Annotated in this window: 27 protein-coding genes and 3 tRNA genes; 13 read left to right on the top strand and 17 right to left on the bottom strand. The window is 65.4% G+C overall.

All coding sequences use genetic code 11. From position 1 onward, the window contains the following. Positions 1 to 224: 224 nt before the first annotated feature. From rplA to CG716_RS20095, 10 genes are all read right to left on the bottom strand, one after another. Complete coding sequence (rplA, locus tag CG716_RS20140) at positions 225 to 938, bottom strand: 50S ribosomal protein L1 (protein ID WP_094482830.1); 714 nt, start codon at positions 936 to 938, stop codon at positions 225 to 227. Positions 939 to 1,038: 100 nt separating this feature from the next. Continuing rightward, on the bottom strand, positions 1,039 to 1,470 hold the full coding sequence (gene rplK / locus CG716_RS20135; protein WP_094482828.1) for a 50S ribosomal protein L11: 432 nt from the start codon (positions 1,468 to 1,470) through the stop codon (positions 1,039 to 1,041). 39 nt (positions 1,471 to 1,509) lie between these two features. Continuing rightward, positions 1,510 to 2,301: a transcription termination/antitermination protein NusG gene (gene nusG, locus CG716_RS20130; protein ID WP_094482826.1), complete on the bottom strand. Its 792-nt coding sequence runs from the start codon at positions 2,299 to 2,301 to the stop codon at positions 1,510 to 1,512. A 31-nt stretch (positions 2,302 to 2,332) separates the two neighbouring features. Beyond that, entirely contained in the window at positions 2,333 to 2,776 is a 444-nt protein-coding gene (gene secE, locus CG716_RS20125; protein ID WP_094482824.1) for a preprotein translocase subunit SecE, read from the bottom strand. A gap of 98 nt (positions 2,777 to 2,874) precedes the next feature. Then, positions 2,875 to 2,947: transfer RNA gene (locus CG716_RS20120), tRNA-Trp, on the bottom strand. A gap of 132 nt (positions 2,948 to 3,079) precedes the next feature. Then, complete coding sequence (hadC, locus tag CG716_RS20115) at positions 3,080 to 3,592, bottom strand: (3R)-hydroxyacyl-ACP dehydratase subunit HadC (protein WP_094482822.1); 513 nt, start codon at positions 3,590 to 3,592, stop codon at positions 3,080 to 3,082. A gap of 2 nt (positions 3,593 to 3,594) precedes the next feature. Further along, positions 3,595 to 4,023: a (3R)-hydroxyacyl-ACP dehydratase subunit HadB gene (hadB, locus tag CG716_RS20110; RefSeq protein ID WP_094482820.1), complete on the bottom strand. Its 429-nt coding sequence runs from the start codon at positions 4,021 to 4,023 to the stop codon at positions 3,595 to 3,597. Between the two features lie 78 nt (positions 4,024 to 4,101). Continuing rightward, on the bottom strand, positions 4,102 to 4,269 hold the full coding sequence (rpmG, locus tag CG716_RS20105) for a 50S ribosomal protein L33 (RefSeq protein WP_083118336.1): 168 nt from the start codon (positions 4,267 to 4,269) through the stop codon (positions 4,102 to 4,104). Between the two features lie 41 nt (positions 4,270 to 4,310). After that, a tRNA-Met gene (locus CG716_RS20100) sits at positions 4,311 to 4,384 on the bottom strand. 61 nt (positions 4,385 to 4,445) lie between these two features. After that, positions 4,446 to 4,518 (bottom strand) — tRNA-Thr (locus tag CG716_RS20095). A gap of 146 nt (positions 4,519 to 4,664) precedes the next feature. Here CG716_RS20095 and CG716_RS20090 point away from each other — a divergent pair. From CG716_RS20090 to CG716_RS20075, 4 genes are all read left to right on the top strand, one after another. After that, complete coding sequence (locus CG716_RS20090) at positions 4,665 to 5,381, top strand: MBL fold metallo-hydrolase (protein WP_094482818.1); 717 nt, start codon at positions 4,665 to 4,667, stop codon at positions 5,379 to 5,381. A 235-nt stretch (positions 5,382 to 5,616) separates the two neighbouring features. Beyond that, positions 5,617 to 6,429 carry a DUF8453 domain-containing protein gene (locus CG716_RS20085; protein WP_410431086.1) on the top strand — a complete coding sequence of 271 codons (813 nt, stop codon included), beginning with the start codon at positions 5,617 to 5,619 and terminating at the stop codon, positions 6,427 to 6,429. Positions 6,430 to 6,509: 80 nt separating this feature from the next. After that, complete coding sequence (locus tag CG716_RS20080) at positions 6,510 to 7,208, top strand: crotonase/enoyl-CoA hydratase family protein (protein ID WP_094482816.1); 699 nt, start codon at positions 6,510 to 6,512, stop codon at positions 7,206 to 7,208. A 3-nt stretch (positions 7,209 to 7,211) separates the two neighbouring features. Then, positions 7,212 to 7,802, top strand: a complete 591-nt coding sequence (locus tag CG716_RS20075) for a TetR/AcrR family transcriptional regulator (protein WP_094482814.1) — start codon at positions 7,212 to 7,214, stop codon at positions 7,800 to 7,802. Between the two features lie 74 nt (positions 7,803 to 7,876). On the opposite strand, the gene CG716_RS20070 is transcribed toward CG716_RS20075, so the two are convergent. Together CG716_RS20070 and CG716_RS20065 are read right to left on the bottom strand one after the other, a co-directional pair. Beyond that, positions 7,877 to 8,107, bottom strand: a complete 231-nt coding sequence (locus tag CG716_RS20070) for a deoxyribodipyrimidine photolyase (protein ID WP_094482864.1) — start codon at positions 8,105 to 8,107, stop codon at positions 7,877 to 7,879. A 63-nt stretch (positions 8,108 to 8,170) separates the two neighbouring features. Next, entirely contained in the window at positions 8,171 to 8,959 is a 789-nt protein-coding gene (locus CG716_RS20065) for an alpha/beta hydrolase (protein ID WP_094482812.1), read from the bottom strand. Positions 8,960 to 9,022: 63 nt separating this feature from the next. Between CG716_RS20065 and CG716_RS20060 the strand changes: the two genes are divergently transcribed. Together CG716_RS20060 and CG716_RS20055 are read left to right on the top strand one after the other, a co-directional pair. Beyond that, positions 9,023 to 9,811, top strand: coding sequence for a bestrophin-like domain (locus tag CG716_RS20060; RefSeq protein WP_094482810.1), 789 nt, complete (start codon positions 9,023 to 9,025; stop codon positions 9,809 to 9,811). Positions 9,812 to 9,848: 37 nt separating this feature from the next. Then, positions 9,849 to 10,589 carry a glucose 1-dehydrogenase gene (locus tag CG716_RS20055; protein ID WP_094482808.1) on the top strand — a complete coding sequence of 247 codons (741 nt, stop codon included), beginning with the start codon at positions 9,849 to 9,851 and terminating at the stop codon, positions 10,587 to 10,589. Here CG716_RS20055 and CG716_RS20050 read toward each other — a convergent pair. The 5 genes from CG716_RS20050 to CG716_RS20030 form a co-directional block, all read right to left on the bottom strand. Further along, positions 10,586 to 11,677, bottom strand: coding sequence for a metallophosphoesterase family protein (locus CG716_RS20050; protein ID WP_094482806.1), 1,092 nt, complete (start codon positions 11,675 to 11,677; stop codon positions 10,586 to 10,588). The two genes, CG716_RS20055 and CG716_RS20050, sit on opposite strands and share 4 nt — an antisense overlap. Before the next feature lie 22 nt (positions 11,678 to 11,699). Next, positions 11,700 to 12,527 carry an ABC transporter permease gene (locus CG716_RS20045; RefSeq protein ID WP_094482804.1) on the bottom strand — a complete coding sequence of 276 codons (828 nt, stop codon included), beginning with the start codon at positions 12,525 to 12,527 and terminating at the stop codon, positions 11,700 to 11,702. Beyond that, positions 12,514 to 13,308, bottom strand: coding sequence for an ABC transporter ATP-binding protein (locus CG716_RS20040; RefSeq protein ID WP_094482802.1), 795 nt, complete (start codon positions 13,306 to 13,308; stop codon positions 12,514 to 12,516). Before CG716_RS20040 ends, CG716_RS20045 begins: the two co-directional genes overlap by 14 nt. Further along, on the bottom strand, positions 13,305 to 14,330 hold the full coding sequence (locus tag CG716_RS20035) for an ABC transporter substrate-binding protein (RefSeq protein WP_094482800.1): 1,026 nt from the start codon (positions 14,328 to 14,330) through the stop codon (positions 13,305 to 13,307). Before CG716_RS20035 ends, CG716_RS20040 begins: the two co-directional genes overlap by 4 nt. Positions 14,331 to 14,517: 187 nt before the next feature. Further along, on the bottom strand, positions 14,518 to 16,806 hold the full coding sequence (locus tag CG716_RS20030) for a CehA/McbA family metallohydrolase domain-containing protein (RefSeq protein WP_420093210.1): 2,289 nt from the start codon (positions 16,804 to 16,806) through the stop codon (positions 14,518 to 14,520). Between the two features lie 142 nt (positions 16,807 to 16,948). On the opposite strand from CG716_RS20030, the gene CG716_RS20025 reads away from it, so the two are divergent. From CG716_RS20025 to CG716_RS19995, 7 genes are all read left to right on the top strand, one after another. Continuing rightward, complete coding sequence (locus CG716_RS20025) at positions 16,949 to 17,851, top strand: LysR family transcriptional regulator (RefSeq protein ID WP_094482796.1); 903 nt, start codon at positions 16,949 to 16,951, stop codon at positions 17,849 to 17,851. 220 nt (positions 17,852 to 18,071) lie between these two features. Then, complete coding sequence (locus CG716_RS20020) at positions 18,072 to 18,815, top strand: GntR family transcriptional regulator (RefSeq protein WP_094482862.1); 744 nt, start codon at positions 18,072 to 18,074, stop codon at positions 18,813 to 18,815. Further along, positions 18,812 to 19,039, top strand: a complete 228-nt coding sequence (locus CG716_RS20015; protein WP_094482794.1) for a 4Fe-4S dicluster domain-containing protein — start codon at positions 18,812 to 18,814, stop codon at positions 19,037 to 19,039. The genes CG716_RS20020 and CG716_RS20015 overlap by 4 nt, the downstream gene beginning before the upstream one ends. Before the next feature lie 38 nt (positions 19,040 to 19,077). Beyond that, a complete protein-coding gene (locus tag CG716_RS20010; protein WP_094482792.1) occupies positions 19,078 to 20,511 on the top strand; it encodes an ABC transporter substrate-binding protein in 1,434 nt (477 codons plus the stop codon). Further along, a complete protein-coding gene (locus CG716_RS20005) occupies positions 20,508 to 21,365 on the top strand; it encodes an ABC transporter permease (protein ID WP_420093208.1) in 858 nt (285 codons plus the stop codon). The genes CG716_RS20010 and CG716_RS20005 overlap by 4 nt, the downstream gene beginning before the upstream one ends. A gap of 20 nt (positions 21,366 to 21,385) precedes the next feature. After that, complete coding sequence (locus CG716_RS20000; protein ID WP_094482790.1) at positions 21,386 to 22,117, top strand: ABC transporter ATP-binding protein; 732 nt, start codon at positions 21,386 to 21,388, stop codon at positions 22,115 to 22,117. Next, positions 22,117 to 24,813, top strand: a complete 2,697-nt coding sequence (locus CG716_RS19995; RefSeq protein WP_207760727.1) for a fumarate reductase/succinate dehydrogenase flavoprotein subunit — start codon at positions 22,117 to 22,119, stop codon at positions 24,811 to 24,813. Before CG716_RS20000 ends, CG716_RS19995 begins: the two co-directional genes overlap by 1 nt. Positions 24,814 to 24,859: the final 46 nt, after the last annotated feature.

Here is a 24,859-nt window from a genome sequence, read left to right as displayed (position 1 = left end):
GACCCCGGCTGAGGCCTTCAACGACCAGTTACTCTTGCTCCAACAAGCCGGTGTTGCGACAACCGATTGAATCCGCCCTGCTCACCACAATCGAAGTGCCAACCGACTGAGCGATTGTGTGTGCGGGCAGCGCATTCCACACGTTGTTGAGGCCGAGGCGCGGACGTGCGGCCTGAACGACGAATGGCCACCTACCGCGGTAGGTGGCCATTCGCACTAACGACTTATTGCTGCTCTTCGGTGAAGTTCCGGACGACGGCCGGGTCGACCGGGATGCCCGGTCCAGTGGTCGTCGACACGGTGATCTTCTTCAGGTAGCGGCCCTTCGAGGACGACGGCTTGGCCCGCAGCACTTCGTCGAGCGCGGCGCCGTAGTTCTCGGCCAGCTTCTTCTCGTCGAAGGATGCCTTGCCGATCACGAAGTGCAGGTTGGCCTGCTTGTCGACGCGGAAGTTGATCTTGCCGCCCTTGATGTCAGTGACAGCCTTGGCCACGTCGGGGGTGACGGTGCCGGTCTTGGGGTTCGGCATCAGGCCGCGCGGGCCCAGCACGCGGGCGATGCGACCCACCTTGGCCATCTGGTCGGGCGTGGCGATCGCGGCGTCGAAGTCGAGGAAGCCGCCCTGGATCTTTTCGATCAGATCGTCGCTGCCCACCACGTCGGCACCTGCGGCCAAAGCGGCCTCGGCCTTCTCGCCCACCGCGAACACCGCGACGCGGGCGGTCTTACCGGTGCCGTTAGGCAGGTTGACCGTGCCGCGGACCATCTGGTCAGCCTTGCGCGGGTCGACGCCGAGCCGGATCGCCACCTCGACGGTCGCGTCCTGCTTCTTCGACGAAGTCTCCTTGGCGAGCTTGGCCGCCTCGAGCGGGCTGTAGAGCTTGGTGCGGTCCACCTTCTCGGCGGCTTCGCGATATGCCTTGCTGGTCTTGCTCATTGGTGTCTCCTGTTGTTCTCAGAGTTGTGGTTGGCGGGCCGAAGCGGGCCCTCCCACGGATTGGGCAACTATTCGACTGCGGGTCTGGCCGATCCGCAAGCTACTCGACAGTGATGCCCATCGACCGGGCAGTGCCGGCGATGATCTTGGCGGCCTGGTCGATGTCGTTGGCGTTGAGATCTTCCTTCTTGGTCTCGGCGATCTCGCGCACCTGATCCCAGCTGATCTTCGCCACCTTGGTCTTGTGCGGCTCGGCCGAACCCTTCTGGATACCGGCAGCCTTGAGCAGCAGCCGCGCAGCCGGCGGGGTCTTGAGCTGGAAGGTGAAGCTGCGGTCCTCGTAGACGCTGATCTCCACGGGGATGACGTTGCCGCGCTGGTTTTCCGTCGCGGCGTTGTACGCCTTGCAGAACTCCATGATGTTGACGCCGTGCTGGCCGAGCGCAGGGCCGACTGGCGGGGCGGGGTTGGCCTGCCCGGCCTGGATCTGCAGCTTGATCAGCCCGACGACCTTTTTCTTCTTCGGGGCCATGGGTGTTCGATTTCCTTTCTGGGGGCCGAAGCCCAATTACTAGATCTTGGCGACCTGATTGAAGGTCAGTTCGACCGGTGTCTCGCGACCGAAGATCGACACCAGCACCTTGAGCTTCTGCTGCTCGGCGTTGACCTCGCTGATCGATGCGGGCAGCGTCGCGAACGGGCCGTCCATGACGGTGACCGACTCGCCCACCTCGAAGTCCACCAGGATCTCCGGGCGTTCCAGCGTGGCCTCAGAAGACGAGGCCGACGCAGCCGTTGACGCCGCCTTGCCGGCCTTCTTCGCCGCGCCCTGCGGCAGCAGGAACTTCACCACGTCGTTCAGCGACAGCGACGTCGGCCGCGATGTCGCGCCGACGAATCCGGTCACTCCGGGGGTGTTGCGCACAGCGGCCCACGAGTCGTCGGTCAGGTCCATCCGAACCAGGATGTAGCCGGGCAGCACCTTGCGGTTGACCTGCTTGCGCTGGCCGTTCTTGATCTCGGTGACCTCTTCGGTGGGCACTTCCACCTGGAAGATGTAGTCGCCGACGTCGAGGTTCTGCACGCGCGTCTCGAGGTTGGCCTTCACCTTGTTCTCGTAGCCGGCGTACGAGTGGATGACGTACCAGTCGCCCGGCTTGCTGCGCAGCTCAGCCTTGAGCGCGGCGGCCGGGTCGAGTTCCTCCTCGGCAGCCTCGCCGGCGGCTTGCGTCGCGTCAGCGTCAGGCGCCGCCTCGAGCTCAGGTGCGGCCTCTTCGATGTCAGTGGTCGTCGCCGATGCGGCGTCGTCGTCGATGACATCGATCGCCTCACCCGTGGGCGTATCGCCTTCGGGGGTTGTCACGGTAGTCAGTCCTCTCTAAAGCTTCATTGGGCTAGCCGAACACCCACAGCACCAGCTTGGCCAGCCCCAGGTCGACCCCACCGATCAGGGCAACCATGAAGGCTAGGAACAGCAGCACCACGGTGGTGTAGCTGACCATCTGCTTGCGGTTCGGCCAGATCACCTTGCGCAGCTCGGCCACGACCTGCTTGAGGTAGTTCCAGACGAACAGGATCGGGTTGCGCGAGGGTCCGGACTTGGCCTTCTTCTTGGTCTTCTTGGCCTTCGCGGGCTTGTCCTTCTCGACGCCGAGTTCCTCGGCGGTCGATTCGGCTTCCTCCGGCTCAACCAGCGCAGTGGCGCCGGCCCGCCGGGACCGCTTACCAGTGGGACGCGCGGGTCGGGTCACGACGACGGTCTGCCCGCCGGTGGTGTCCTCGTTGCCAGCCAGTCCGCCGTCGCCTGCGGCGTCAGCACTGTCGCGCTCGTCGCTCACCGCATGCTCCTTTGTGTCGAGTGTCTGGGCTGAGACCTCAGCCCGGTGTGCACCCTCCAGTGTCCACCATGTTCCGAACCAGTCTTATTCAGTTATTGCAGGGGCGACAGGACTTGAACCTGCAACCTGCGGTTTTGGAGACCGCTGCTCTGCCAGTTGAGCTACGCCCCTCTGTAACGAAGTGCCCCACATAGCTCGCGCGCTCCCCGTTCGGTCAACCCGAACCGACGGACAGCGCGCTTGTGTGGGAAAACCCCGAGGTCCGAGTGTACAACGGCGCATCGGACAGGTGTTAATCCGTTGTTAGTCGCGAGTGACCGGCTTGCGCAGCACTTGGCCCGTCTCGGGGTCCCAGCCCGCCGAGATCGAATTGTCGCCCTCGTGACCCATCAACGTGGTGAAAGACTCCATGACGATCTCGCCATGTTGGTCGATAAGGACGTTGCGCGTGGTGACGATGTCGGCGCCGAAACGCTCCTCGACCGACTCGATGTACATGGTGCCTTGAAGGGTGTCGCCCTCAACGATCGGCCGGTTGAACCTGAACTTCTGATCCACCTGCACGATCTGCAGGGTCTTCAGGCCGACGTCCACGTGCTGGAAGAAATGCCGCTGGATCATCACCGCCAGAATCGACATGAAGGTCAGCGGGGCCACGAGGCCGGCGTGGCCCAGCTCGGCGGCGGCCTTTTCATCAATGGAGGCCGGGGCTGCAGACTTCACCGCCTTCGCGTACTGGCGAATCTGCTCGCGGCCCACCACAAAGGTGTCGGGGTACTTCCAGACCATTCCCCGGATATCGGTCTTGAGTACCATCGTTACGCCAGCTTCGCTATCGCCACGGCGCGACCGAAGATCTTCTTCCCGCCGGTGGTGGCGACCAGTGCGATCGTCACGGTCTTGGTCTCGGGGTCGGCCGACTTCACCTTGCCGCTGAACGCGATTTCCGCGCCGACGCCGTCGTTGGGCACCGGCACTATCGCGGTGAAGCGCACGTTGAACTCAGTCACCGCACCCGGGTCGCCCACCCAAGTGGTCACGAAGCCGCCGCCGAGGCCCATCGTCAGCATGCCGTGGGCGATCGCCGTCTCCAGGCCGACCTGTTTGGCGATTTCGTCGTCCCAGTGGATCGGGTTGAGGTCGCCGGACACGCCGGCGTAGTTGACCAGGTCGGCACGGGTCAGGGTGATGACCTTTTCGGGCAATTCCTCGCCCACCTTGATCGAACTGAACTCACGCAGTGCCATCGTTGAAGAGGTCTCCTCTACTACTCGTCGTCATCCCAGATGCTGACGACGTTTCCTGCTGGCGTTGATGCCGGCAGGTCAGCGCGACTCTTTGTGCGGCTGGTGGTGACCACAGTTCGGGCAGAACTTCTTCAGCTCAAGCCGGTCAGGGTCGTTACGGCGATTCTTCTTGGTGATGTAGTTGCGGTGCTTGCACACCTCGCAGGCCAAGGTGATCTTGGGCCGTACGTCAGTACTGGAGGCCACGTCCGTTGCCTTCTTTCACGTTCTCGTTTACATATACCTAGTAGCGGTGGGGAGGCTCGATCTCCCGACCTCACGATTATGAGTCGTGCGCTCTAACCAGCTGAGCTACACCGCCCCGATAGGCACTTGCAGAACTCCGTGCCCAGAGGCCAACCGAGAGATCCGAGTGTCCACCGAGCCCCCTAACGGAATCGAACCGTTGACCTTTTCCTTACCATGGAAACGCTCTGCCGACTGAGCTAAGGGGGCCTGACCCTCGACGCAAGATAACGCGCGGCGTGGGCCTTAAAGAGGGTACAGCCTGCGGCAGGGCACGGCCAAACCGCTCGTCGAGGCGGCGAAATGACGCACGGGCCTCGGCGTGCGCCGCAGGTCGAACGCCTAGTCTTAGGCCCATGGCATCGACTGATCGTCTGTACTTCCGTCAGTTGCTCTCCGGCCGGGATTTCGCTGCCGGCGACATGATGGCGCAGCAGATGCGAAATTTCGCCTACCTGATCGGCGACCGGGAGACCGGTGATGCCGTTGCGGTCGACCCGGCATACGCCGCCGGGGATCTCCTCGACACCCTCGAAGCCGACGGCATGCACCTGTCCGGTGTGCTGGTCACCCATCACCACCCCGATCACGTCGGCGGGTCGATGATGGGCTTCACCCTCAAGGGGCTGGCCGAGCTGCTCGAGCGTGTCGAGGTGCCCGTTCACGTCAACGCTCACGAAGCGCTCTACGTGTCCCGGATCACCGGCATTCCGGTGAGCGACCTGACCGCTCACGAGCACGGCGACAGGGTCGACGTCGGCGCGATCGAGATCGAGCTGCTGCACACCCCCGGCCACACGCCGGGCAGCCAGTGCTTCCTGCTCGACGGCCGCCTGGTCGCCGGGGACACCCTTTTCCTCGACGGATGTGGTCGCACCGACTTCCCTGGCGGGGACGTCGACGAGATGTTCCGCAGCCTGCAGCAATTGGCGGGGTTGTCCGGTGACCCGACGGTGTTCCCGGGGCACTGGTATTCCACCGAGCCCAGCGCAGCCCTGTCGGAGGTCAAGCGCTCGAACTACGTCTACAAGGTGTCCAGCCTCGATCAGTGGCGCACGCTGATGGGTGGCTGAGGTTCCCCAGTTCGATTGACAGCCAGAGCTTTTCGGCATGCCTGAACGCTCTACGCTAACGTCTCAGAGTGGCAGGCCGGCGTCCACGACACCTATCCCTATCCGGTTTTTGTGCATCCGATCCAACGACGGCACCCACCGCGACCGGCACTGCGCGAGGCGCCGGTTCGCTTGAGCCGCAATAACTTTCATTCGCGTCAATACTGCACTCGTAAGTTTGCCGTGATATAAGCAAGTGGTGGAAAACGCGAGTGATCTCGCGGATCTGTGGGGAGATGTAACCGGAGTCGGGGCCGGGACGTGGCTGGCGGTAGCCGCCTGGGCAGCAGTGCTGCTGGGGCTGGCGGCGCTGCTGTACACGCATCGGCAGATCCGTCGACAGCAGAAAACGAACGCCAAACAGACACGACCGCACGTCGCGATGTTCATGGAGCCGCACGCCGCGGACTGGCATGTCATCGAGCTGGCGGTCCGCAATTACGGCAACACGGCCGCCTACGATGTCAGCTTCGCCTTCGAGAAGCCACCGACCGTGGCGCGCTACGAGCACACCGAGGACGGGTTCACCGATATCGTCGAACTGGCTCTGCCGCAGAGCATTCCGGAGTTGGCGCCCACCCAGGAGTGGCGCACGGTATGGGACTCCGCGCTGGATCGCAGTCAGTTCGGTCAGTCGATTGATTCACGCTTCAACGGGGTGATCTCGTACTACGACCGCCCCGAACCACAGGGCCGGTGGACGAGAGCCTTCGGGCCCAAGCGACCCGTGTATCGCACCAAGATCGTGCTCGACTGGGACTCGCTGCAGCCGGTGCGGCGCATCGAAATGATGACCGGGCATGATCTGGCCAAGCGTGAGCGCGAGAAGCTCGAACTGCTGCGCAACACACTTGACTATTTCCACTACGCCACCAAAGAGGCCCGGGTCGACGTCCTGCGCACCGAAATCGACCGGATGAAGCGTGCCGCCGAGGAGACGCAGAGCCGGTGGCGGCGGGAGCGGTTCGAACACCCCACCGAGGTCGTTCGGCTGCCCCGGCACGGCTGACGCGCAGATTGCCTCTTGGCAATCGGAACTTCGTTACGTAACGTCGATACGAAAATCGGCGCTGCGGCGAAGGAGCATCCATGAGTGGAGCGGTCAGCTATCGCAAGGACGACGCGATCGCGGTGATCACACTGGACGACGGCAAGGTGAACGTGCTGAGCCCGGCCATGCTGCAAGAGATCAACGACAACCTGGACCGCGCCCTCGGTGAAGACGCCGGCGCGGTGGTGATCGCCGGTAACGAGCGCGTATTCAGCGGCGGCTTCGATCTGAAGGTGTTCCGCTCCGGCGATATCCAGGCCTCCATCGAGATGCTGCAGGCCGGGTTCAACCTGTCCCATCGGCTGCTGTCATTCCCTAAGCCCGTCGTCGCGGCGATCACCGGCCACGCGATCGCCATGGGCTCGTTCCTGGCCTGCAGCACCGACCATCGAATTGCTGGTCCCACGTACAACTTTCAGGCCAATGAAGTGGCAATCGGCATGGTCCTGCCCTACCCTGCGCTCGAGATCATGCGCCTTCGTCTCACCCCGTCGGCCTACCAACAGGCGGTCGGACTTGCCAAGAACTTCCTCGGCGACACCGCCCTGGCCGGCGGTTGGATCGACGAGATCGTCCTGAACGACCTGGTGCTGCGGCGTGCCGAAGAAGCGGCCCGCGAGTTCACTACTCTGAACGCCGGCGCGCACGTGGCGAGCAAGCTGCGCACGCGGCAGGCCACCCTGGACGCAATGCGGGAGGGCATCGAGAACATCGGCTCCGAGTTCGGACTGTCGTAGTCCGTGCCCAGGATCAAGCAGCGCACTCCCGAGCTGCGCGACCGGGTGGTCGACGTGGCGGTGAGCACGCTGTGCGAAGACGGCATGTCCGGCTTCACCACCCGGCGAGTGGCCGAACGCGCCGGTACCTCAGTGCCCGCGGTCTACGAACTCTTCTCCGACAAGGACGGACTGCTCCGCGCAGTGTTCTTCGAGGGATTTCGCCGACTGGGCACTGAGCTCATCGCCATCCCAGAGACCACGGACGCGCTGGCCGACCTCCAAGCGGTGATTCCGGTGTTCCGCCGGTTCTGCCTGAAGTACCCGCCGCTGGCGCGGGTGATGTTCAGCCGGCCGTTCCAGGACCTCGACCCTGATCCCGAACAGCTGGCGGCCGCGCCGACGGTGCGGGAGATCCTCGTCGGCAAGGTGCACCGGTGTATCGACGGCGGCTTGCTCGCGGGCGATCCAGTGGACATCGCGCACGTACTGCTCGCTCTGGCACAGGGTTTGGCGGTCCAGGAGGCCGGCCGGTGGCTGGGCACGTCGGCAGCGTCAGTCAACCGCCGCTGGGATGTCGGCGTGCAGGCCGTGCTATCGGGATTTCAGGCCTGAGCCACCGACCGTGCGGGCTATCGGTGACTCAGGCGCCCGCGGCATTTCGACGACAAACCCCACGCTCGGCGGCGCTAAGACTTCTTGCTCGGGATCACGATGATGACGATGAGCGTCAGGATGGAAAAGAACAATCCGAGGATGCCCCAGCCGAACGGGTTTCGCCCCTTGATTCCGGCGATGACGGCGCAGACGACAGCGGCGATGATGCTGCCGATGGCGACGAAGATGCCTTTGATGCCCCGCAGGATGAAGCCCGCGGCTTCGATGTTGTCGCTAGCCGCCAGCACGACGCTGTGCCACATAAAGGTCTCCTCTGTTCGGGTGCGGGTGTGGGTTCCCATTCCAGCGGAAAACTAACCACCCCGTCAGCTAAGGGTTTCCCCAAGCCACCGGTCGATTCGGTCGGCGACGGCTTCCCAGCCGTGCTCGAGCATCATGTTGTGACCCATGGCCGGAAACATCACCGGCTCGGTGCGGTAGGCCCGTGCGGTCGCCGCCACTTCCCGTGGGGTGAAGAAGCCGTCGAGCTCGGCGCCGAGTACCAGCATCCGCGTGGTGACCCGCTTGGGCCGGGCAAGGCGGCGGTAGAGCAGATCGCGGTATAGCACGCGGACGCTCTCGGGCCCCAGCCGTGCGGTGCAGGCGGTGACGACCTCGTCGGGAGTGGCCGGGTTGTAGAACGTCTTACGTGAAACACCCGGTGCGGCAAAGAAATCCAACGGCCGCCGGAATGATCGGGTGCTCAACGAGTCTCGCCAGTTCTTGCAGGCCACCCGCACCGTCGCGGCAGCGATCCCCGTCGGCGGCGCCGAGGCCACCAGGACCGCGGCGGGCGCACTGTGAACGGCCAGGTACTTCTGCACCACGAAGCCGCCCATCGAGTGTCCGATGACCACCGGTGCCACCGGCAGGCGACCGGCGACGGTATGCACATCCTGGACATAGTCGAAGACGCCGCACTCGTTGATCGGCGCCGGCGACGGACTGCCGCCGTGGCCGCGCAGGTTCAGTGCGAGGGCGTGGTAGCCGCGGTCTGCGAAGTAGTCCAGAAAGTGGTCGTCCCAGCACCACGCCCCGTGAAAGGCACCATGCACGAACAGCAGCGGCGTCTTTCGGGTGGCGGTGGGCCCGCCCTTGTCGATCACCTCCAGCACAGCCGCTCACCTTAGCCAACGCGGCACCGTTTGGCGGGCGAACGCTTCGGTAACAAAATAGTGATGATCTGGCTTCTGCAGCTGCCCGCACCTTTGGTCGGGTTGGTGGTCGTCATCATCACCGTCAGCTTCGCCGTGTTGGGGTTGGTGGTGTCACGACGGCTCCTTCCGCAGCGGCGACTGGCCGACACAAGTGGCGTGGCGGGGCATATCTTCAACCTTGCCGGCGTGCTGTACGCGGTCTTGGTCGCCTTTGTGGTCGTCGTGGTGTGGGAGCAGTTCAACGAGGCCGAAAAGGCCACCGAAGCCGAGGCCGCCGCGATCTCCGAGCTCCTGCGCGATTCGGCGGGTCTGCCGGTAGCCAGCCGGGCCACACTGCAGCAGAGTTTGATCGCTTACACCAACGATGTTGTGACCGACGAGTTTCCGAGAATGCGGCAAGGCGAGATGATCGAACAGCAATCGGACCACCTGACCGAGGTGTGGCAGGACTTCCTCGGCGTGCAACCGGTTTCCGAGCGCGAGATCTCCTTCTACCAAGAATCGATCACCCGGCTCGACGAGCTCGGCCACGCCCGCAAGACCCGCATCGCCGGGGGCCAATCCGAGATCCCCAACGAATTGTGGGTGTTGTTGCTCGGGGGCGGGGCCGTCATGCTGCTGTTCACCTACATGTTCACCTCACCCGACACCCTCGTCCACGGGGTACTGATCGCGCTCGCCGGCTCGCTCCTGGCGTTCGTTCTCTACCTGACGTTCGCGATGGAGCATCCGTTCGTCGGGTCGATCGCGGTGTCGCCAGAGGCCTACCAGCAGGTGCTGGACACCTGGTCCCAGCTAGCGGCCAAGTAATACCTGCTCCAGCCGGTGGCCGGGTACCGTGCGGCCCATGGGACGCGTCGAGGGGAAGGTCGCCCTGATCACAGGGGCCGCTCGCGGGATGGGTGCCGCGCACGCCCGGCTGCTGGTCGCCGAAGGCGCCAAGGTGGTCCTGGGTGATGTGCTCGACGAGGAGGGCGCGGCGATAGCCGCCGAGCTCGGCGACGCCGCCCGCTATATCCACCTCGACGTCGCCGATCCCGAGGACTGGTCGGCGGCAGTCGCATTGACTTTGCGCGAGTTCGGCATCCTCAACGTCCTGGTGAACAACGCCGGCATCGTCTACCGGCGAACCTTGAAGAACCTGGAACGCGAACGCTGGCAACGGGTTATCGACGTCAACCTGACGGGCACCATGCTCGGCATCAAATCGGTGATCGAGCCGATGACCGCTGCCGGCGGCGGTTCGATCATCAACATGTCGTCCATCCAGGCTATGCGCGGCACACCGGGGAACCACGGCTACGTCGCCTCCAAATGGGCCATCCGCGGACTGACCAAATCGGCCGCACTCGAGCTGGCGACCAACAATATTCGGGTCAACTCACTGCACCCGGGGATGATCCGGACCCCGATGACCGCCCACATGCCCGACGACCTGGTGGCCGCGCCGATGGGTCGCCTCGGTGAGCCTTATGAAGTGTCGACGTTCGTACTGTTCCTGGCCAGTGACGAGTCCTCGTACGCCACCGGCTCGGAGTTCGTGATGGACGGCGGCCTGATCACCGATGTCCCCCACCGCATGTCCTAGCCGCTGACGAAGGGCCGGTTCAGCTGGATGATGCGCTCCGCCTTGGGGTACCAGCCCTGCGGCGCGTGCTGACTGGTGTGCAGATAGCACTGCACCCGCACATCGGCGCTACCCGGGGTGAAGGTGAGCAACCGGCTGATCGGCAGTGTGGTGCGTGGCATGTGATGGCGGCTCAACGATGCGACATTGAGGAACCATGTGCCCCAGCGCTGTTCGATATGTGTCTTGCCGCCGTGATTGTCGTCGGGGTTGGTGTGCGTGTGTCCGGCCAGCCACATCTGGACCCGCCCCGGCCGCGCGGCCAGGAAGTCTTCGAACGCGGCCGAATCCGGTTTACTGTCAACCCAGTACAGGTACGACGCGCCCTGTGGCGTTCCTTCGCCGAAGGGCCGATGGTAGTGCTCCTCCCAGGCGCCGGCCGCGTTCCTGCGTACCCCCTCCCATTCGCCTGAGGCCACGGTGGTGTCCTTCAGCACGTAGTGGTGCACCGCGATGACGATGGCGTCGGGGTTGTCGTCGACCATGGTTTTGAACCAGTCGAAGGTCTCACCACTGACCACGCCTCCCGGATTGCCGCCGAGCGTGCCGCGCCCCACAGTCTGGGTGGGTTCGTTGCGGTCGCTCATCATCAGGAACAGCAAGTTCCCCACCCGGAACGAGTACCGCTCCCAGGTACCCGTCACGGGGTACTGCCGTGCGGCAGAATCGACGCCCGAGGTTTCGGTGTGCTCACCCAGTGGGTCGATCCACTTCTGCCACCACCAGGCCTCCGACTCGGAAAGTCCACTCCGGTCGTGGTTTCCGCTCACACTGTAGACATCTTCGCGGCGGTGGGTTCGCAGCGCGGCAAACTGCTTTCGCACCTCTTCGCCTTCAGTGTCGTCGGGCAGGCTGTGGTGGGCGCCGGACATGTCACCCACGTCGATGGCGATGTCCCAGTCGAAGGGCGGGCCGCCTTCGGCCCCGCCGAACTCCGACTGCGAAATCGCTTCGGCGAGACTGCTGCGGCCGAACTGCTTGTCGGTGCCGACGTGCGCGTCACCGAAGGCCCAGAGCCTGAATTCGTTGGATGCCGACGTTGCCGTCACGAAGGGAACTCCTCTGTCGTGGTCATGAATCCGCTGCGTCCACCAGGCCCCAGCGCCGGCGAATCACCTTGTCTGCCGCACTGAACAACGCGTCGATGACGATGCCCAGCACCAGGATGACGATCATGATCGCGATCGCGGCCGGCATGTCCGTCAAGTTCTGCGCGTTTTCGAGCAGTACCCCGATCGAGGCGGTGTTGGTGACGATCACGACGAGCTCGCCCGACATCAGGCTGCGCCACGCGAATGCCCAACCCTGTTTCAGCCCGGCGACGAACATCGGCAACGAGGCCGGCAGGATCAGGTGCCGATAGAGCGCGACACCGCGCAGGCCCATGCTCTTGGCGGAGCGAAGCAGCAACGGGGGGATGTGGTCGGCGCCCGCGATGACGCCGGTGGCGATAGCAGGAGCCGTGCCGATCACGATGACGAACAGAATCGCCGACGTGGTGATGCCGAAGAAAATGATGGCGAACGGGAACCACGCGATGGCCGGCATGGTTTGTAGGCCGGTGATGACCGGCCCGAAAGCGGCGCGCAGCAATCGGTTTCTGGTGATCACCACGCCAAGTGCCGTGCCGATCACCAGAGCCAGGCCGAACCCGATCACCGCCCGGCTCATGGTCGTCCCGATGGCCTCCCACAGCACCCGGTGTTGGGCCTGATCCCACAGTTCCGTCAATACCGTGGCAGGACTTGGCAGTACGAAGGACGGCTTCCATCCGCTCAGGTAGACAATTTGCCACGCCGCAAGGACCGTCGCCACTCCCAGCAGCGGTGCCCACAGCGAGCGGCCCGGCCGGCCGAAGTTCCGCACCGTTGGCTGCCGCCGCGTTTCAGTGCTGACCATTGCCGGCCTCCGCCACCTGGAGCTTCTCGGTGATGACCGCCGCCAGCGCCGCCACGTCGGTGGTGTTGCTTCGCCGGGGCCGCTCGACGGGCACCGGCACCTCGGCGATGACGCGCCCGGGCCGGCTGCTCAGCAGCACCACCCGGTCCCCCAGCCGTACCGCCTCAGAAACGTTGTGCGTCACGAACAGGACGGTAAGTCCGCATTCGGCGACGACCCGTTCGAGTTCGGTGTGCAGATGGTCCCGGGTGATGGCATCGAGCGCGCCGAACGGCTCGTCCATCAGCAGGACGTCCGCGTCCTGGGCCAGCGCGCGCGCGAGTGCCACCCGCTGGCGCATCCCGCCGGAGAGCTGATGCGGGCGGACATCGGCGAATTCACCGAGCCGCACCGTGTGCAGCAGCTCGGCAACCCGCTCCCGGCGCTGTCGCTTGGGTACCCCCCTGGCCCGCAGCGGCAGCTCGACATTGCGTGCCGCCGTCAACCAGGGAAACAGCGCCGGCTCTTGAAACATCAAGGCCGGTCGCCGCTTCCCGCTGAACACCTCTCCCGACGAGGCCTGATCCAGGCCCGCCACCAGGGACAGCAGGGTGCTCTTCCCGCAGCCCGACGCTCCGACAATGCAGACGAACTCACCGGCACCAGCGGTCAGCGAGATGCCGTCGAGCGCCTGCAAGACCGACCGGCCCTGCCGATAGCTCTTGGACACCTCCGTCAGGCGAACGGCCGCCGCCGCCAGCGGGTGCTGTTCAGGCAATGTCGTGAACGTCGGGCTCGTCATGCATCGACCTGTGGCTTCCCGGACCCCTTCAGAATCTCGTTCAACGGCTGCAGGTCGAATATTCCATCGAGCTTCAGCGGATCGAGTAGACCGACCGAAACCGCCTTCTGCACTTGGTCTTTGAGCGACGCCGCACCCGGGTCATTGGTGAATGTCGTCTCTTGGAACGACGCCTTTAACACGTCGGGGTCCAGCCCCTTCCCCAGCGCACCGGCCAGGGTATTGTTGGCCGACTGCGCGGCCGCGTCCGGGTTGTCATGGATGAAATCGTTGGCCTCGACCTGGCCCTTCAGCAGGCCGGAGACGACGTCGGGATGGGCCTGGAGGTATTCCTGCCGCACCACCAGAATGGTGATCGTGCCGGGGTCCGACCACAGTGGTACACCGCCGGCCTTGACCAGCTGGACGTCATAGGGTGCGGACTCGATCGCGCCGTCGATCTGATTCGCGGTGAACGCCGGGATGATGGCCGACTCGGGTTTGGTGGGTTTGATGAAGACGTCGCCGCCACCCTGGGGTTTGGTCTGCAGGCCGTTGTCCTTGAGCCAACTCCGCAGGCTCACGTCCTGTGTGCCGCCCAACGCCGGGTCGGCCAGCGTCTTGCCGCGCAGGTCCTGAGCCGTCTGAATGCCAGGCTTGACGACGAAAGTCGTCCCACCGGTGGCAGATCCGGAAATTATCTTGATGGCCGTGCCGCTCGACTTCTGCCACGCGTTGAACGCCGGGTTCGGCCCGACGTAGGCCGCGTCGAGCTGACCGGACAGCAAGGCGGTGGCCTCTTCGGTGCCTTGACCGAACGGCTTGACGTCCAGGGTGACATCGGGCCCGAGATTCTTGGTGAACAAGCCTTTGTCGAGTCCAACGAGTGCGGAGGCGTGGGTGACACGCGTCAGATAGCCCAGCCGCAGCGTGACCTTCTGGGCGGAATCCGTGGCCGGGGCGGAGTGTCCGCATCCGGACAGGGCGGTCGCGAGCACGGCGAGAGCCAGCACCGCCCGATAGATGTATATGCGTCGCGGCATGGTGTCTCCTTGGGGAGTTCAGTAAAGGCTGGAAGAGTCACGCCCGATCGATGCCGGCGTGAGGAAAAGGGGCCGTGGAGTTTTGAGTGTCAGCGGGCGCAGAGATGCGCATCGGGACATGCGGCGGCGATGACACGCTGCAGGTCGATGTGCAGCCGCCGGGTGAGGTGACAGCGCAGAGCCGGCGTCATCCCTGTGCTCGATCCGGCCGTGTGACAAACAGCGGACTGGTCCAGACCTGATGACCGTCGGCTTGGCGGCCCCGCAGATAGACGGCCGAATCGGCCTGCGGCAGGCCGAGTTCCAGATGACCGGTCGCGGTGAGAGGCAAGGTGGCCGGGTCGGCCATGCGCTCGACTCGGACCGTCAGGTTCAGGCCACCGACGGTCACCTCGTGGTGCCCGTCATCGATCAGTTGGCGTCCACTGACCGTCAACGCCGTCTCGAGATTATCCTCGATCACCGTGGTGAACAGATCCAGCCGGGCTTCCTCAAGACTCGAGAGGCGCAGCACCACACCGATATCACTGCCGTAGGTGGTGGTCTGCCAGGAGACTCCGTCGGCAATAGGATCGAAGCGCTGCTCCGGGTGCGTCGCCGCCCAGGGGGTTACGTCCTCGATGCCGGCTCCGGTGACCCGCAGTCGTCCGGTCCACGTCGCCCACCGGTAGCGGTCGCGATGGCGCGCCCCACCCCAGCGCACTCGGACCAACGTGTCGGCGAAGCCGCTCTCGGCGTGGAAGTCGCGCCGCCACAACATCCCGGCGCTGTCGCGGATCTCCAATTCCTCCCAGCCGGCCGTGCCGTAGAGGGCGTAATCGGCTGCCAATTCGGCTTCGGCCGTGCTGATTTCGTCGCCCATCCAGTGATCGCCCGAGCGCAGCAGTGCTACCGCGCGGGCGCCGGTGGTGGCCCAGGTTCGGCGGCCCCGCAGCGCGCGCCCGACGTCCGTCCGGGTCAACTCGGGGGCCAACACGCCGGTGAGCCCGCCATGCCCGCCGAAAATGTTCGCTCCCGGGCTGCCGCCGCCTGGCCGTCCGCGGTGCTCGTCGCTGGCGGCGCTGGCCCCGAGCCGCAATCCCTTGGCCAGTGCGTCCTCGTAGAACCACGGGCTGGATCCCCATGCGGAGTGCACCTCGATCAGACGCTCGAGTTCCGGGTGGTGCCAATCCAGGACTGCACGCCGGCCGCCGACGTGCGGGATCAGCAGATAGGACTCCGGGTCGTGGTCATAGGCGGCGTAGAGCCGGGTGATCGGCCATGCTTGCGGGACGAGGTCTTTGCTTGCCATGCCCTGATGCCACTCCAGGGAACGGGCCAGCGTGGTGTCCTCGCCGAGGAACACCACGTTGTGGTCTCCACCGACTCCTGCTGTGCCACACCATTCCACGCCGGGGTAGCAGACGAACCGGCCATCCTCGGTCGCCTCCCGGCAAGCGGAGACCACGTCGGCCCACGCCTCGTCGGTGATCTGGAAGTCGTTGGCGGTGTACCCCAACACATCCAGCGCGCCGACGTCCCGGCCGAAGGCCAGGTTCCAGTCGGTGTTCTGCGTCCCGACGGTGTCGTTGGAATGCACGTGCAGATCGCTGAAAAGCGCTCTTGGTGATGGGAATTCATCGACGACATCCAGGTGGGAGCTGGTTCGCAGGTGCCCGACGCCCTGGACATCGGCGACAACGTCGACGGTGGCGGACTCAGCGGGAACAGACAGCGTCGCGCACGCCCAGCCCTGCACCGGGGTCGCCGCACTCGCCAGCCTCAGACCGGAGACCGACGCGTCAACGGTCGCCGCGACGTCGCGACAGACGTTGCCCCAGCGATCCTGCAGATGGGCGCGCAACACTGCGGCCGGCGCGTCGGCGCGAATCACCCTCGGACCGTGGGCGATAAGTCGCTCGGGAACTCCCGGCACCACCGCCAGCCGGCTGACACCGGCGTGAGCCATCCTCGAGGTGCCCAGCGCGTCGACGAAGAGGTGGAGTTCGAACTCGTCCTCGACGAACGTCTGCACTCTGGTTCCAGGCCCGCCGAATGTGCGGTCACCGAGCCGTATTTCGATGATGTCGCCGGGTCGCAGGTAGCCGTCGACAGCATGGATGAGCAGCGACTTCTGGAACGGACGCTCACCACCCTTGATGTCGTATTTGACGTCGAGGCGCTGCACGGTGGCCGTCCCCTGTTCGGACGCGCCGCCGGCTCGGGAGCGATGCAGCAGCCGGGCGGAGGCGTAGTCGCGCCCCTGCGGATCGATCGTCTGCAGGTCCCAGTCCGAGTAGTAGCGGAAGCACAGCTTGAGCCAGCCGCTGTCGGCGATACCGGAGCGCCCTACGGTGTAGATGAAGACCAGCTCGCGCGTCGACCCGGCAACGACTTCGTCGGTATCGCAGGTGAGCGTTCCCAGGAACGGCAGAGCGTCGAGTTCGCTGGTGACCCGCAAGGCCACCTCGGGATCGGAGCAGTCGTTGGCTTGGATCGCCGGCTGCGGCCGGACCGAGACGCGAACCACCGACGCGTCGAGGGAAGCCGGGACGGACACGGCGCAATTCTCGCTCCACCTGCACCTACCAGTCCAGTTCATAGATATGATGCGATTAATTACTGAAAGTGATTTATCTGTGAACCTGCAGCAGCTGCGGTACGCGGTGGCTCTGGCCGAGACCCAGAGTTTCACCAAGGCTGCCGAAAGCGTGTTCGTCGTGCAATCCGCGCTGAGCCAACAGATTCGCAAGCTCGAAGATGAGCTCGGGGTGCAGCTGTTCGAGCGCACCACGCGATCGGTGTCCTTGACTCCGGCCGGCGAGGCGTTGATGCCGGCGGTTCAACAGGTGCTCGCCGGCGTCGACAAGATCACAGTCGACGCGCAGGCTCTCAGCGGCACCATCGGCGGACGGCTCACCGTCGGGATGATGGAGGTGCCCTCCGAGAGCCTTGACGTCGCCGCACTCATGGCGACCTTCCATGCCCGCTATCCCGATGTCAGCGTCACCCTGCGCAGCGGCGGCAGTGATCTGCTGATCGACGCGATCCGCGACCGCAAACTCGACGCCGCGATCGTGGGTTCGAACGTGTCGGGTGCCGGGGTCCGCCTGACCCGCACCGAATTGTTCAGCGAGCCACTGGTTGCTGTGCTGCCCGCTGCGCATCCGCTTGCGGCCAAGGCCTCGCTGGCGCTCACCGAACTTGCCGACCTGCCGTTCATCGACTTCCCGCCCGGATACGGTCTACGCCACGAAACCGACCGCGGCTTCACCGGTGTGCCCCGCCGCGTCGCCTTCGAAGTCACCCGCGTCGACGAGGTGATCCAGTTCGTCCGCAAGGACCTCGGAGTCGCACTGCTGCCGGAATCGGTGGCCGCGTCGCGCGCCGCTGGTGACGCCAACCTCGCACTGCGCCCAGTGGTCGGCGCCAACCTGCATCGGCAGGTCAACCTGATCGCACCCATCGGCACGGTTCGATCCGCGGCCTGCGAGGCCTTCGTGCGGTGCGTGGAGGACCACGTACGGCGCACCGGCCGCTGACCATCCGGCGACCCCAGCTTTCGGCTCAGCACGATCAGAACTGCGCCCCTCGTCGCATTGGTGGCGCAATACCCGGTGGATGACCGGTTTCGCCTGGTCTCAAGCACTTCCCACCGGCGCAATACCGGTCCTCGCCAGCACCGAAATGACAGTCCGGCTGGTGGCTACCCGCAGCGGCTTTACCGTGTTTTGCGAAGACCTCGTCAGGCAGGAGGATGCGATGAGCGACGCCGAGTCGGTGCCGATCCGCCGTGCGCGGGCCGATCACGCTCGCCTCGTCGCCGATGTCCTACGCCACCAAATCCACGTTGGCGGATACCCGCAAGGCCTACCTAACGAGGCCGAGCTGTCCGTCGAGTTCGGCGTCTCGCGCAACACCATCCGTGAAGCGCTGACCACGCTGAAGAACGAAGGGCTCATCGACCGCGGCCCGAAAGTCGGCACCCAGGTCGCGATCCGCAAATACGACCACGGCCTGGACGCGCTCGTCGGATTGAAGGAGACGTTCAAGAGCTACGGCGAAGTCCGCAACGAGGTGCGGGCGGCGATGTGGGTGGCTGCACCGCCCGCGGTGGCGCGCCGCCTGCGGTTGGAACCCGGTGAGCAGGTGTTGTTCGTCGAGCGGCTGCGTTTCCTCGGGGATCTTCCGCTCAGCTTGGACAAGACCTACCTGGCACCCGATGTCGGAGCCGACGTCGTCGCGCAGGCGCTGGAGACCAACGACATCTTCGCGCTCCTGGAAGAGGTCACGGGGCAACGGCTGGGCTCGGCGAGCCTGGCTGTAGAGGCGGTGCCCGCCGACGCCCACTCGGCAGCCATCCTGCAGCTGCCTGAAGGCGCGCCGGTGCTGTTACTGGAACGGCTGACCCACCTCGATGACGGCCGGCCCGTCGACCTGGAATACATCCGCATGCGGGGAGACCGAATCACCCTGCGCGGCAACCTCATCAGGGAGTTCTCATGACATTGGTCAACAATCGGGTCGACGTTCCGGTGACGATCGACGAGTCGCTGTGCATCGAAGGATGCACCCTGTGCGTGGACATCTGCCCTCTCGACTCGCTGGCCATCAACCCGGACAACGGCAAGGCCTTCATGCATGTCGACGAGTGTTGGTACTGCGGCCCCTGCGCAGCCCGCTGTCCAACCGGCGCGGTCACCGTCAATATGCCCTACCTCCTCCGCTGACTCATCCGCCGAATCGCCCAACTCCAGAAAAGACACCCATGAAAAACCGCTTTGCGGTCGCGTTGGCCGCTGCCCTCGTCTTGACCTCTGCCGGCTGCTCGCTGGACTCCAAGGCCCCCGCGGCCGGTGAGGTCACCGTCGTGATCGGCTACCAGTCCAAGACCATCAACACCGTCACCGCAGGCACCCTGCTGAAAGCCAAGGGTTTCTTCGAACAGCGACTCGGCGATATCACGAAGCGCACCAACGTGAAGTACACGGTGCAGTGGCAGGACTACGACACCGGAGCACCGATCACGGCGCAGATGCTGGCCGAGAAGATCGACATCGGCTCGATGGGTGACTACCCGCTGCTCATCAACGGATCCAAGACCCAGGCCAATGAGCGTGCCAAGACCGAGCTGGTCTCGGTCACCGGATACAACGCCAAGGGCGCGCTGAATATGGTTGTGGTCAAACCGAATTCACCCGCTCATACCCTCACCGATCTGGCCGGTCAGAAAGTCTCGGCCTCGGTCGGGTCGGCCGGTCACGGCACCCTTGTGCGGGCGCTGACCAAGGCGGGTATCGACCCGAAGACCGGGGTCGAGGTGCTCAACCAGCAGCCCCAGGTCGGTGCGTCGGCGCTGGAATCCGGTCAGGTGCAGGCACTCGCCCAGTTCGTCGCATGGCCGGGGCTGCTGGCTTTCCAGAACAAGGCGCGGCTGCTGTTCGACGGAGCCGAGCTCAACGTGCCGACTTTCCACGGTGTGGTGGTGCGCCGCGACTACGCCGGCCAACACCCCGAGGTGCTCGACGCGTTCTTGCAGGCCCAGTTGGATGCCACCGACTTCCTTCATCAGAAGCCCTTGGAGGCAGCGCAGCTCGTCGCGCAGGACACCGGCCTGCCCCAAGAAGTTGTGTACCTTTACAACGGACCCGGTGGAGCCGTCTCCTTTGACACCACCCTGAAGCCATCGCTGATCGACGCACTGAAAAGCGATGTGCCGTATCTGAAGTCGATCGGGGACTTCGCTGACCTGAACATCGACCAGTTCGTCGTGGACGGGCCGCTGCGCAAGGCATTTGCCGACCGGAACCTGAACTATGACTCGGCCGTCGCTGCGACCGCCAACCCGATAACGGTCAGCGGGCAAGACCCGGTGTGCAATGTGGCCGTGACCGACCCCGCGCTGGCCGGTGAGTTGTGGATCGACGGTCACACCACCACCCAACCGGCGGCCAACCCGGGCTGCCTGCTGCGGGCCATCCGTGACGCGAACGCCAAGGGCGAGAAGGTGATCGCCGCCTACGTGCCCGACGCCGAGTTGGGCACCCGGTGGTTCGCCGACCATTCGGTGTGGGTGCACTCCCCTGGGAGCGACACCAACTTCCTGCCGTTCGACACCGATGCCGGCGCCCAGCGTTATATCGCCGCACATCCCGGCGCGGCCGTGGTGGACTATCAACAGGCCTTGGCCGGTGCGGTGTGACCGCCCAGCCCGTCGTCGCCGCCCCGCTGGCCGACGTCACCCTCGCCCCGATCGCGGCGGCCGTGTCTCGGCCGCGCGCGTGGCGGGCGTGGGTGATGCGGATCGCGTCGGTGGCGGCGGCGATCCTGCTGTGGCAACTGCTCACGGCCAATCACGTCCGGTTCTGGCTGCGCTTCGACACGCTGCCGACGGTGACCGAGATCGCCAGCACATTCACCAAACGGATTGCCGTGCAGGAGTACTGGCTGGACCTCGGCCAGTCGCTGATCCGGATCCTGACGGGGTTCGCGCTGGCGGCGGTGGTCGGGGTGGTGACGGGCATCCTGTTGGGACGCTCCGACACGTTCGCCAATGTCTTCGGACCACTGACCGAGCTGGCCCGCCCGATTCCGGCCATCGCGATCGTGCCGGTGGCGATCCTGCTGTTCCCCAGTGACGAAGCGGGAATCGTCTTCATCACCTTCCTTGCCGCCTTCTTCCCGATCATGGTCAGCACCAGGCACGCCGTACGCGCCCTGCCGACGATCTGGGAGGACTCGGTGCGCACGCTGGGCGGCAACCGATGGGATGTACTGGTTCGCGTGGTCCTGCCGGGCATCCTGCCCGGAGTGTTCGGGGGGCTGTCCGTCGGCATCGGCGTCGCGTGGATCTGTGTGATCTCCGCGGAGATGATCTCCGGGCGACTCGGCGTCGGCTACCGAACCTGGCAAGCCTACACCGTGCTGGCCTACCCCGAGGTCTTCGTCGGCATCATCACCATCGGCATCCTCGGGTTCACCACCTCCGCCGCGGTCGAACTGCTCGGCCGCCGCGTCACGCGATGGCTGCCGCGCGGCGAGGAGAATGCACGATGACGCTCGCACCTCCTGCCGGAATGACGTTGCAGCTGAGCGATATCGTGCTCAGCTATGGCGGAAGCCCGATCATCAGCCGCCTCGATCTGCAGGCGCGGCCGGGCGAGATCCTCGTCCTGACAGGGCCCTCCGGCTGCGGTAAGTCGACAGTGCTGCGAGCCCTCGCCGGGCTGCTCCGCCCCGACTCCGGCGAGATCCTCGCCGACGGGCAACCGGTGCGCACCACTTCCCGCGACCGGGCCCTTGTGTTCCAGGACAACGCGTTGCTGCCCTGGCGGACAGTGCAATCCAACGTCGAACTCGCACTCAAGCTGGCCGGCACACCGCGATCCGAACGCGCTGAGGAAGCGCGACGCTGGATCGCCGACGTCGGATTGTCCGGGTTCGAGCACTACTTGCCCAAGAGCCTGTCCGGCGGCATGCGCCAGCGGGTGCAGCTGGCGCGCGGCCTGGCCGGCGCGCCGAGGGCGGTCATGATGGATGAGCCGTTCGGGGCGCTGGACACCCAGACCAGGACCAGCATGCAAAAACTGTTGATCGACACCTGGCGCGCCCATCCGACCACCGTCGTCTTCGTCACGCACGACGTCGACGAGGCCCTGCTCATCGGCGATCGCATCGCGGTGCTGGGGCGAGCAGGTCAACCGCTGCGTGCCCTTCTCGACGTTCCCACCCCACGCGAAGCCCTCGCCGATCGCAGTGCGCTGCGGTCGGAGGTCATCGCCGCACTGGATACCCCGGAGTTCCCCTGATGCAGATTCCCGACCTCGCCGACACCACCCGCCTGGACTGTGACGTGCTGGTCATCGGTGGTGGCACCGCCGGCACGATGGCCGCACTGACCGCGGCCGAGCACGGCGCCCGGGTGCTGCTGCTGGAGAAAGCCCACGTCCGCCACTCGGGAGCGCTGGCGATGGGGATGGACGGCGTCAACAACGCCGTCATCCCCGGCAAGGCCGAGCCTGAGGATTACGTCGCCGAGATCACCCGTGCGAACGACGGAATCGTCAACCAGCGCACCATCTATCAGACCGCGACCCGCGGCTTCGCGATGGTGCAGCGACTCGAGCGTTACGGCGTCAAGTTCGAGAAGGACGAGCACGGCGAGTACGCGGTCCGTCGCGTGCACCGGTCGGGGTCCTACGTCCTGCCGATGCCGGAAGGCAAGGATGTCAAGAAGGCGCTCTACCGGGTGCTGCGACAGAAGTCGATGCGGGAGCGGATCCAGATCGAGAACCGGTTGATGCCGGTTCGGGTGCTCACCTCGGGTGGTCGTGCGGTCGGAGCGGCGGCGCTGAACTCCCGCACCGGCGAGTTCGTGGCGGTCGCCGCCAAAGCGGTGATCCTTGCGACCGGAGCGTGCGGCCGACTTGGACTGCCGGCGTCCGGCTATCTGTATGGCACATACGAGAATCCGACGAATGCCGGCGACGGTTATGCGATGGCATATCACGCCGGTGCGGAACTGTCCGGCATCGAATGCTTCCAGATCAACCCGTTGATCAAGGACTACAACGGCCCGGCCTGCGCCTACGTCGCGAACCCGTTCGGGGGTTATCAGGTCAACGCCGACGGCGACCGGTTCGTCGATTCCGACTACTGGTCGGGTCAGATGATGGCCGAGGTCAAGCGGGAGATCGAGTCCGCGCGGGGTCCGATCTATCTGAAGACCACGCACCTGCCCGACGAGACGCTCACTGCGCTGGAGAACATCCTGCACACCACCGAGCGCCCCACCCGCGGCACGTTCCACGCCAACCGGGGGCACGACTACCGGACCCATGACATCGAGATGCATATCTCCGAAATCGGCTTGTGCAGTGGTCATTCCGCGTCCGGCGTCTGGGTCGACGAGCACGCGCGCACCACGGTGCCCGGCCTGTACGCCGCAGGCGACCTGGCGTGCGTGCCGCACAACTACATGATCGGCGCCTTCGTCTACGGCGACCTGGCGGGCGAACACGCCGCCTCGACACTGGCCGACCTGGAAGCGCCGCAGGACCTTCCCGGTGATCAGCTGCGCGAGGCGCATGAGCTGGTGTACCGGCCGCTACAGCATCCCGACGGGCCGCCACAACCGCAGGTCGAGTACAAGCTGCGGCGCTTCGTCAATGACTATGTGGCGCCGCCGAAGACGGCGACCAAGCTGGCGATCGCGGTCGATACCTTCGAGCGGATGCACGACGAGATCGAACAAATGGGTGCCAGGACGCCGCACGAGTTGATGCGCTCGGTTGAGGTGTCCTTCATCCGCGACTGCGCGGAGATGGCCGCCCGGTCCTCGCTGACCCGCACCGAATCCCGCTGGGGCCTCTATCACGACCGGTCCGATGTGCCCGATCGCGACGATGTGAACTGGCGCTACCACCTGAACCTGCGCAAGAGCGTCGACGGGACCATGGAGTTCTTCAAGCGGCCCGTCGCCGCGTACTTCGTGCCCGTGCCGGGGCTCGACGATTTGCCTACCGGCGGAACAGAACCCATCCCGGTGGAGCAGCCGGCGATCGCCCGTGACCGCCAGTCCTCGGCACCCAGGACGGCCGTGGCGCAGACACCGGCGCAGCCACCGTCCCCGCGTATCGCAGCGGTGCTGGCGCTGGAGTCGCCGTCGCTCGACGACCTCGCAGAGTTCCTCGCCGACGCCGATCCCGCCGTGCGCCGTACCGCGGTCGTGGCGCTCACCGAGCACCTCTGCGACGGGTATGCGGATGCGCTGTATGCGGCGTTGGCCGACGACGACGCGGGCGTGCGGCGTGCCGCCTCCGACGGGGTGCGTGAACTGGTGGAGGTGTTGCCCGAACCGGTTGCAGCGCAACATCTTGTAACTTCGCCTGATCCCGTGGTGCGCAGTTCGGCGATCTACCTGCTCAGTTTCCGGCGGGTCGGTGATGGCGCGAGCTTCCGGGCGGCGCTGGCCGACCCTGATCACCGGGTGCGGATTGAGGCGGTACGCGCGCTGGTGTCCGTGGACGATGTCGACGGGGTGGCGTCGGCTGCCGGTGACGAGAACCGCGAGGTGCGCATCGCCGTCGCCAACGGGTTGGGCACGCTGGCGAACGGGCCCAGCACCGTCCGGACACTGATCGGCGATCCCGATCCACTGGTGCGGGCCGCGGCCTTGGCCGCGCTAGGTGAGATCGGCTGCGGCGAATCCGATCTGGCGCTCATCGAACGAGCACTGCGCGACACCGCGTGGCAGATCCGGGTCGGCGCCGTCCGCGCATTGTCCGGCGCGGGCGATCCGGCGGTGGACCTCCTGTCCCGCGCTCTGATCGACCCCCACCTCGATGTGCGCAAGGCAGCGGTACTGGGTTTGACCGGGTGGGTCGCGCAGCCCACCGCCCACGATGCACTGCTGGCGGCATTGGATGACACCGACGCCGACGTGCGCGCGTACGCCCGTCATGCGCTGGCGCGGGCCGCGGAGTTCGCGGAGATCTCGGACTAGGCTGCCGCACAAACACATCGGTGGGGACCATGGGGTCCCCACCGAT

It is taken from the genome of Mycolicibacterium sphagni, from assembly GCF_002250655.1.
Lineage (GTDB): Bacteria > Actinomycetota > Actinomycetes > Mycobacteriales > Mycobacteriaceae > Mycobacterium > Mycobacterium sphagni.
Note: the sequence above shows the minus strand (reverse complement) of the source record. Positions and strands in the feature narration are given on the sequence as shown.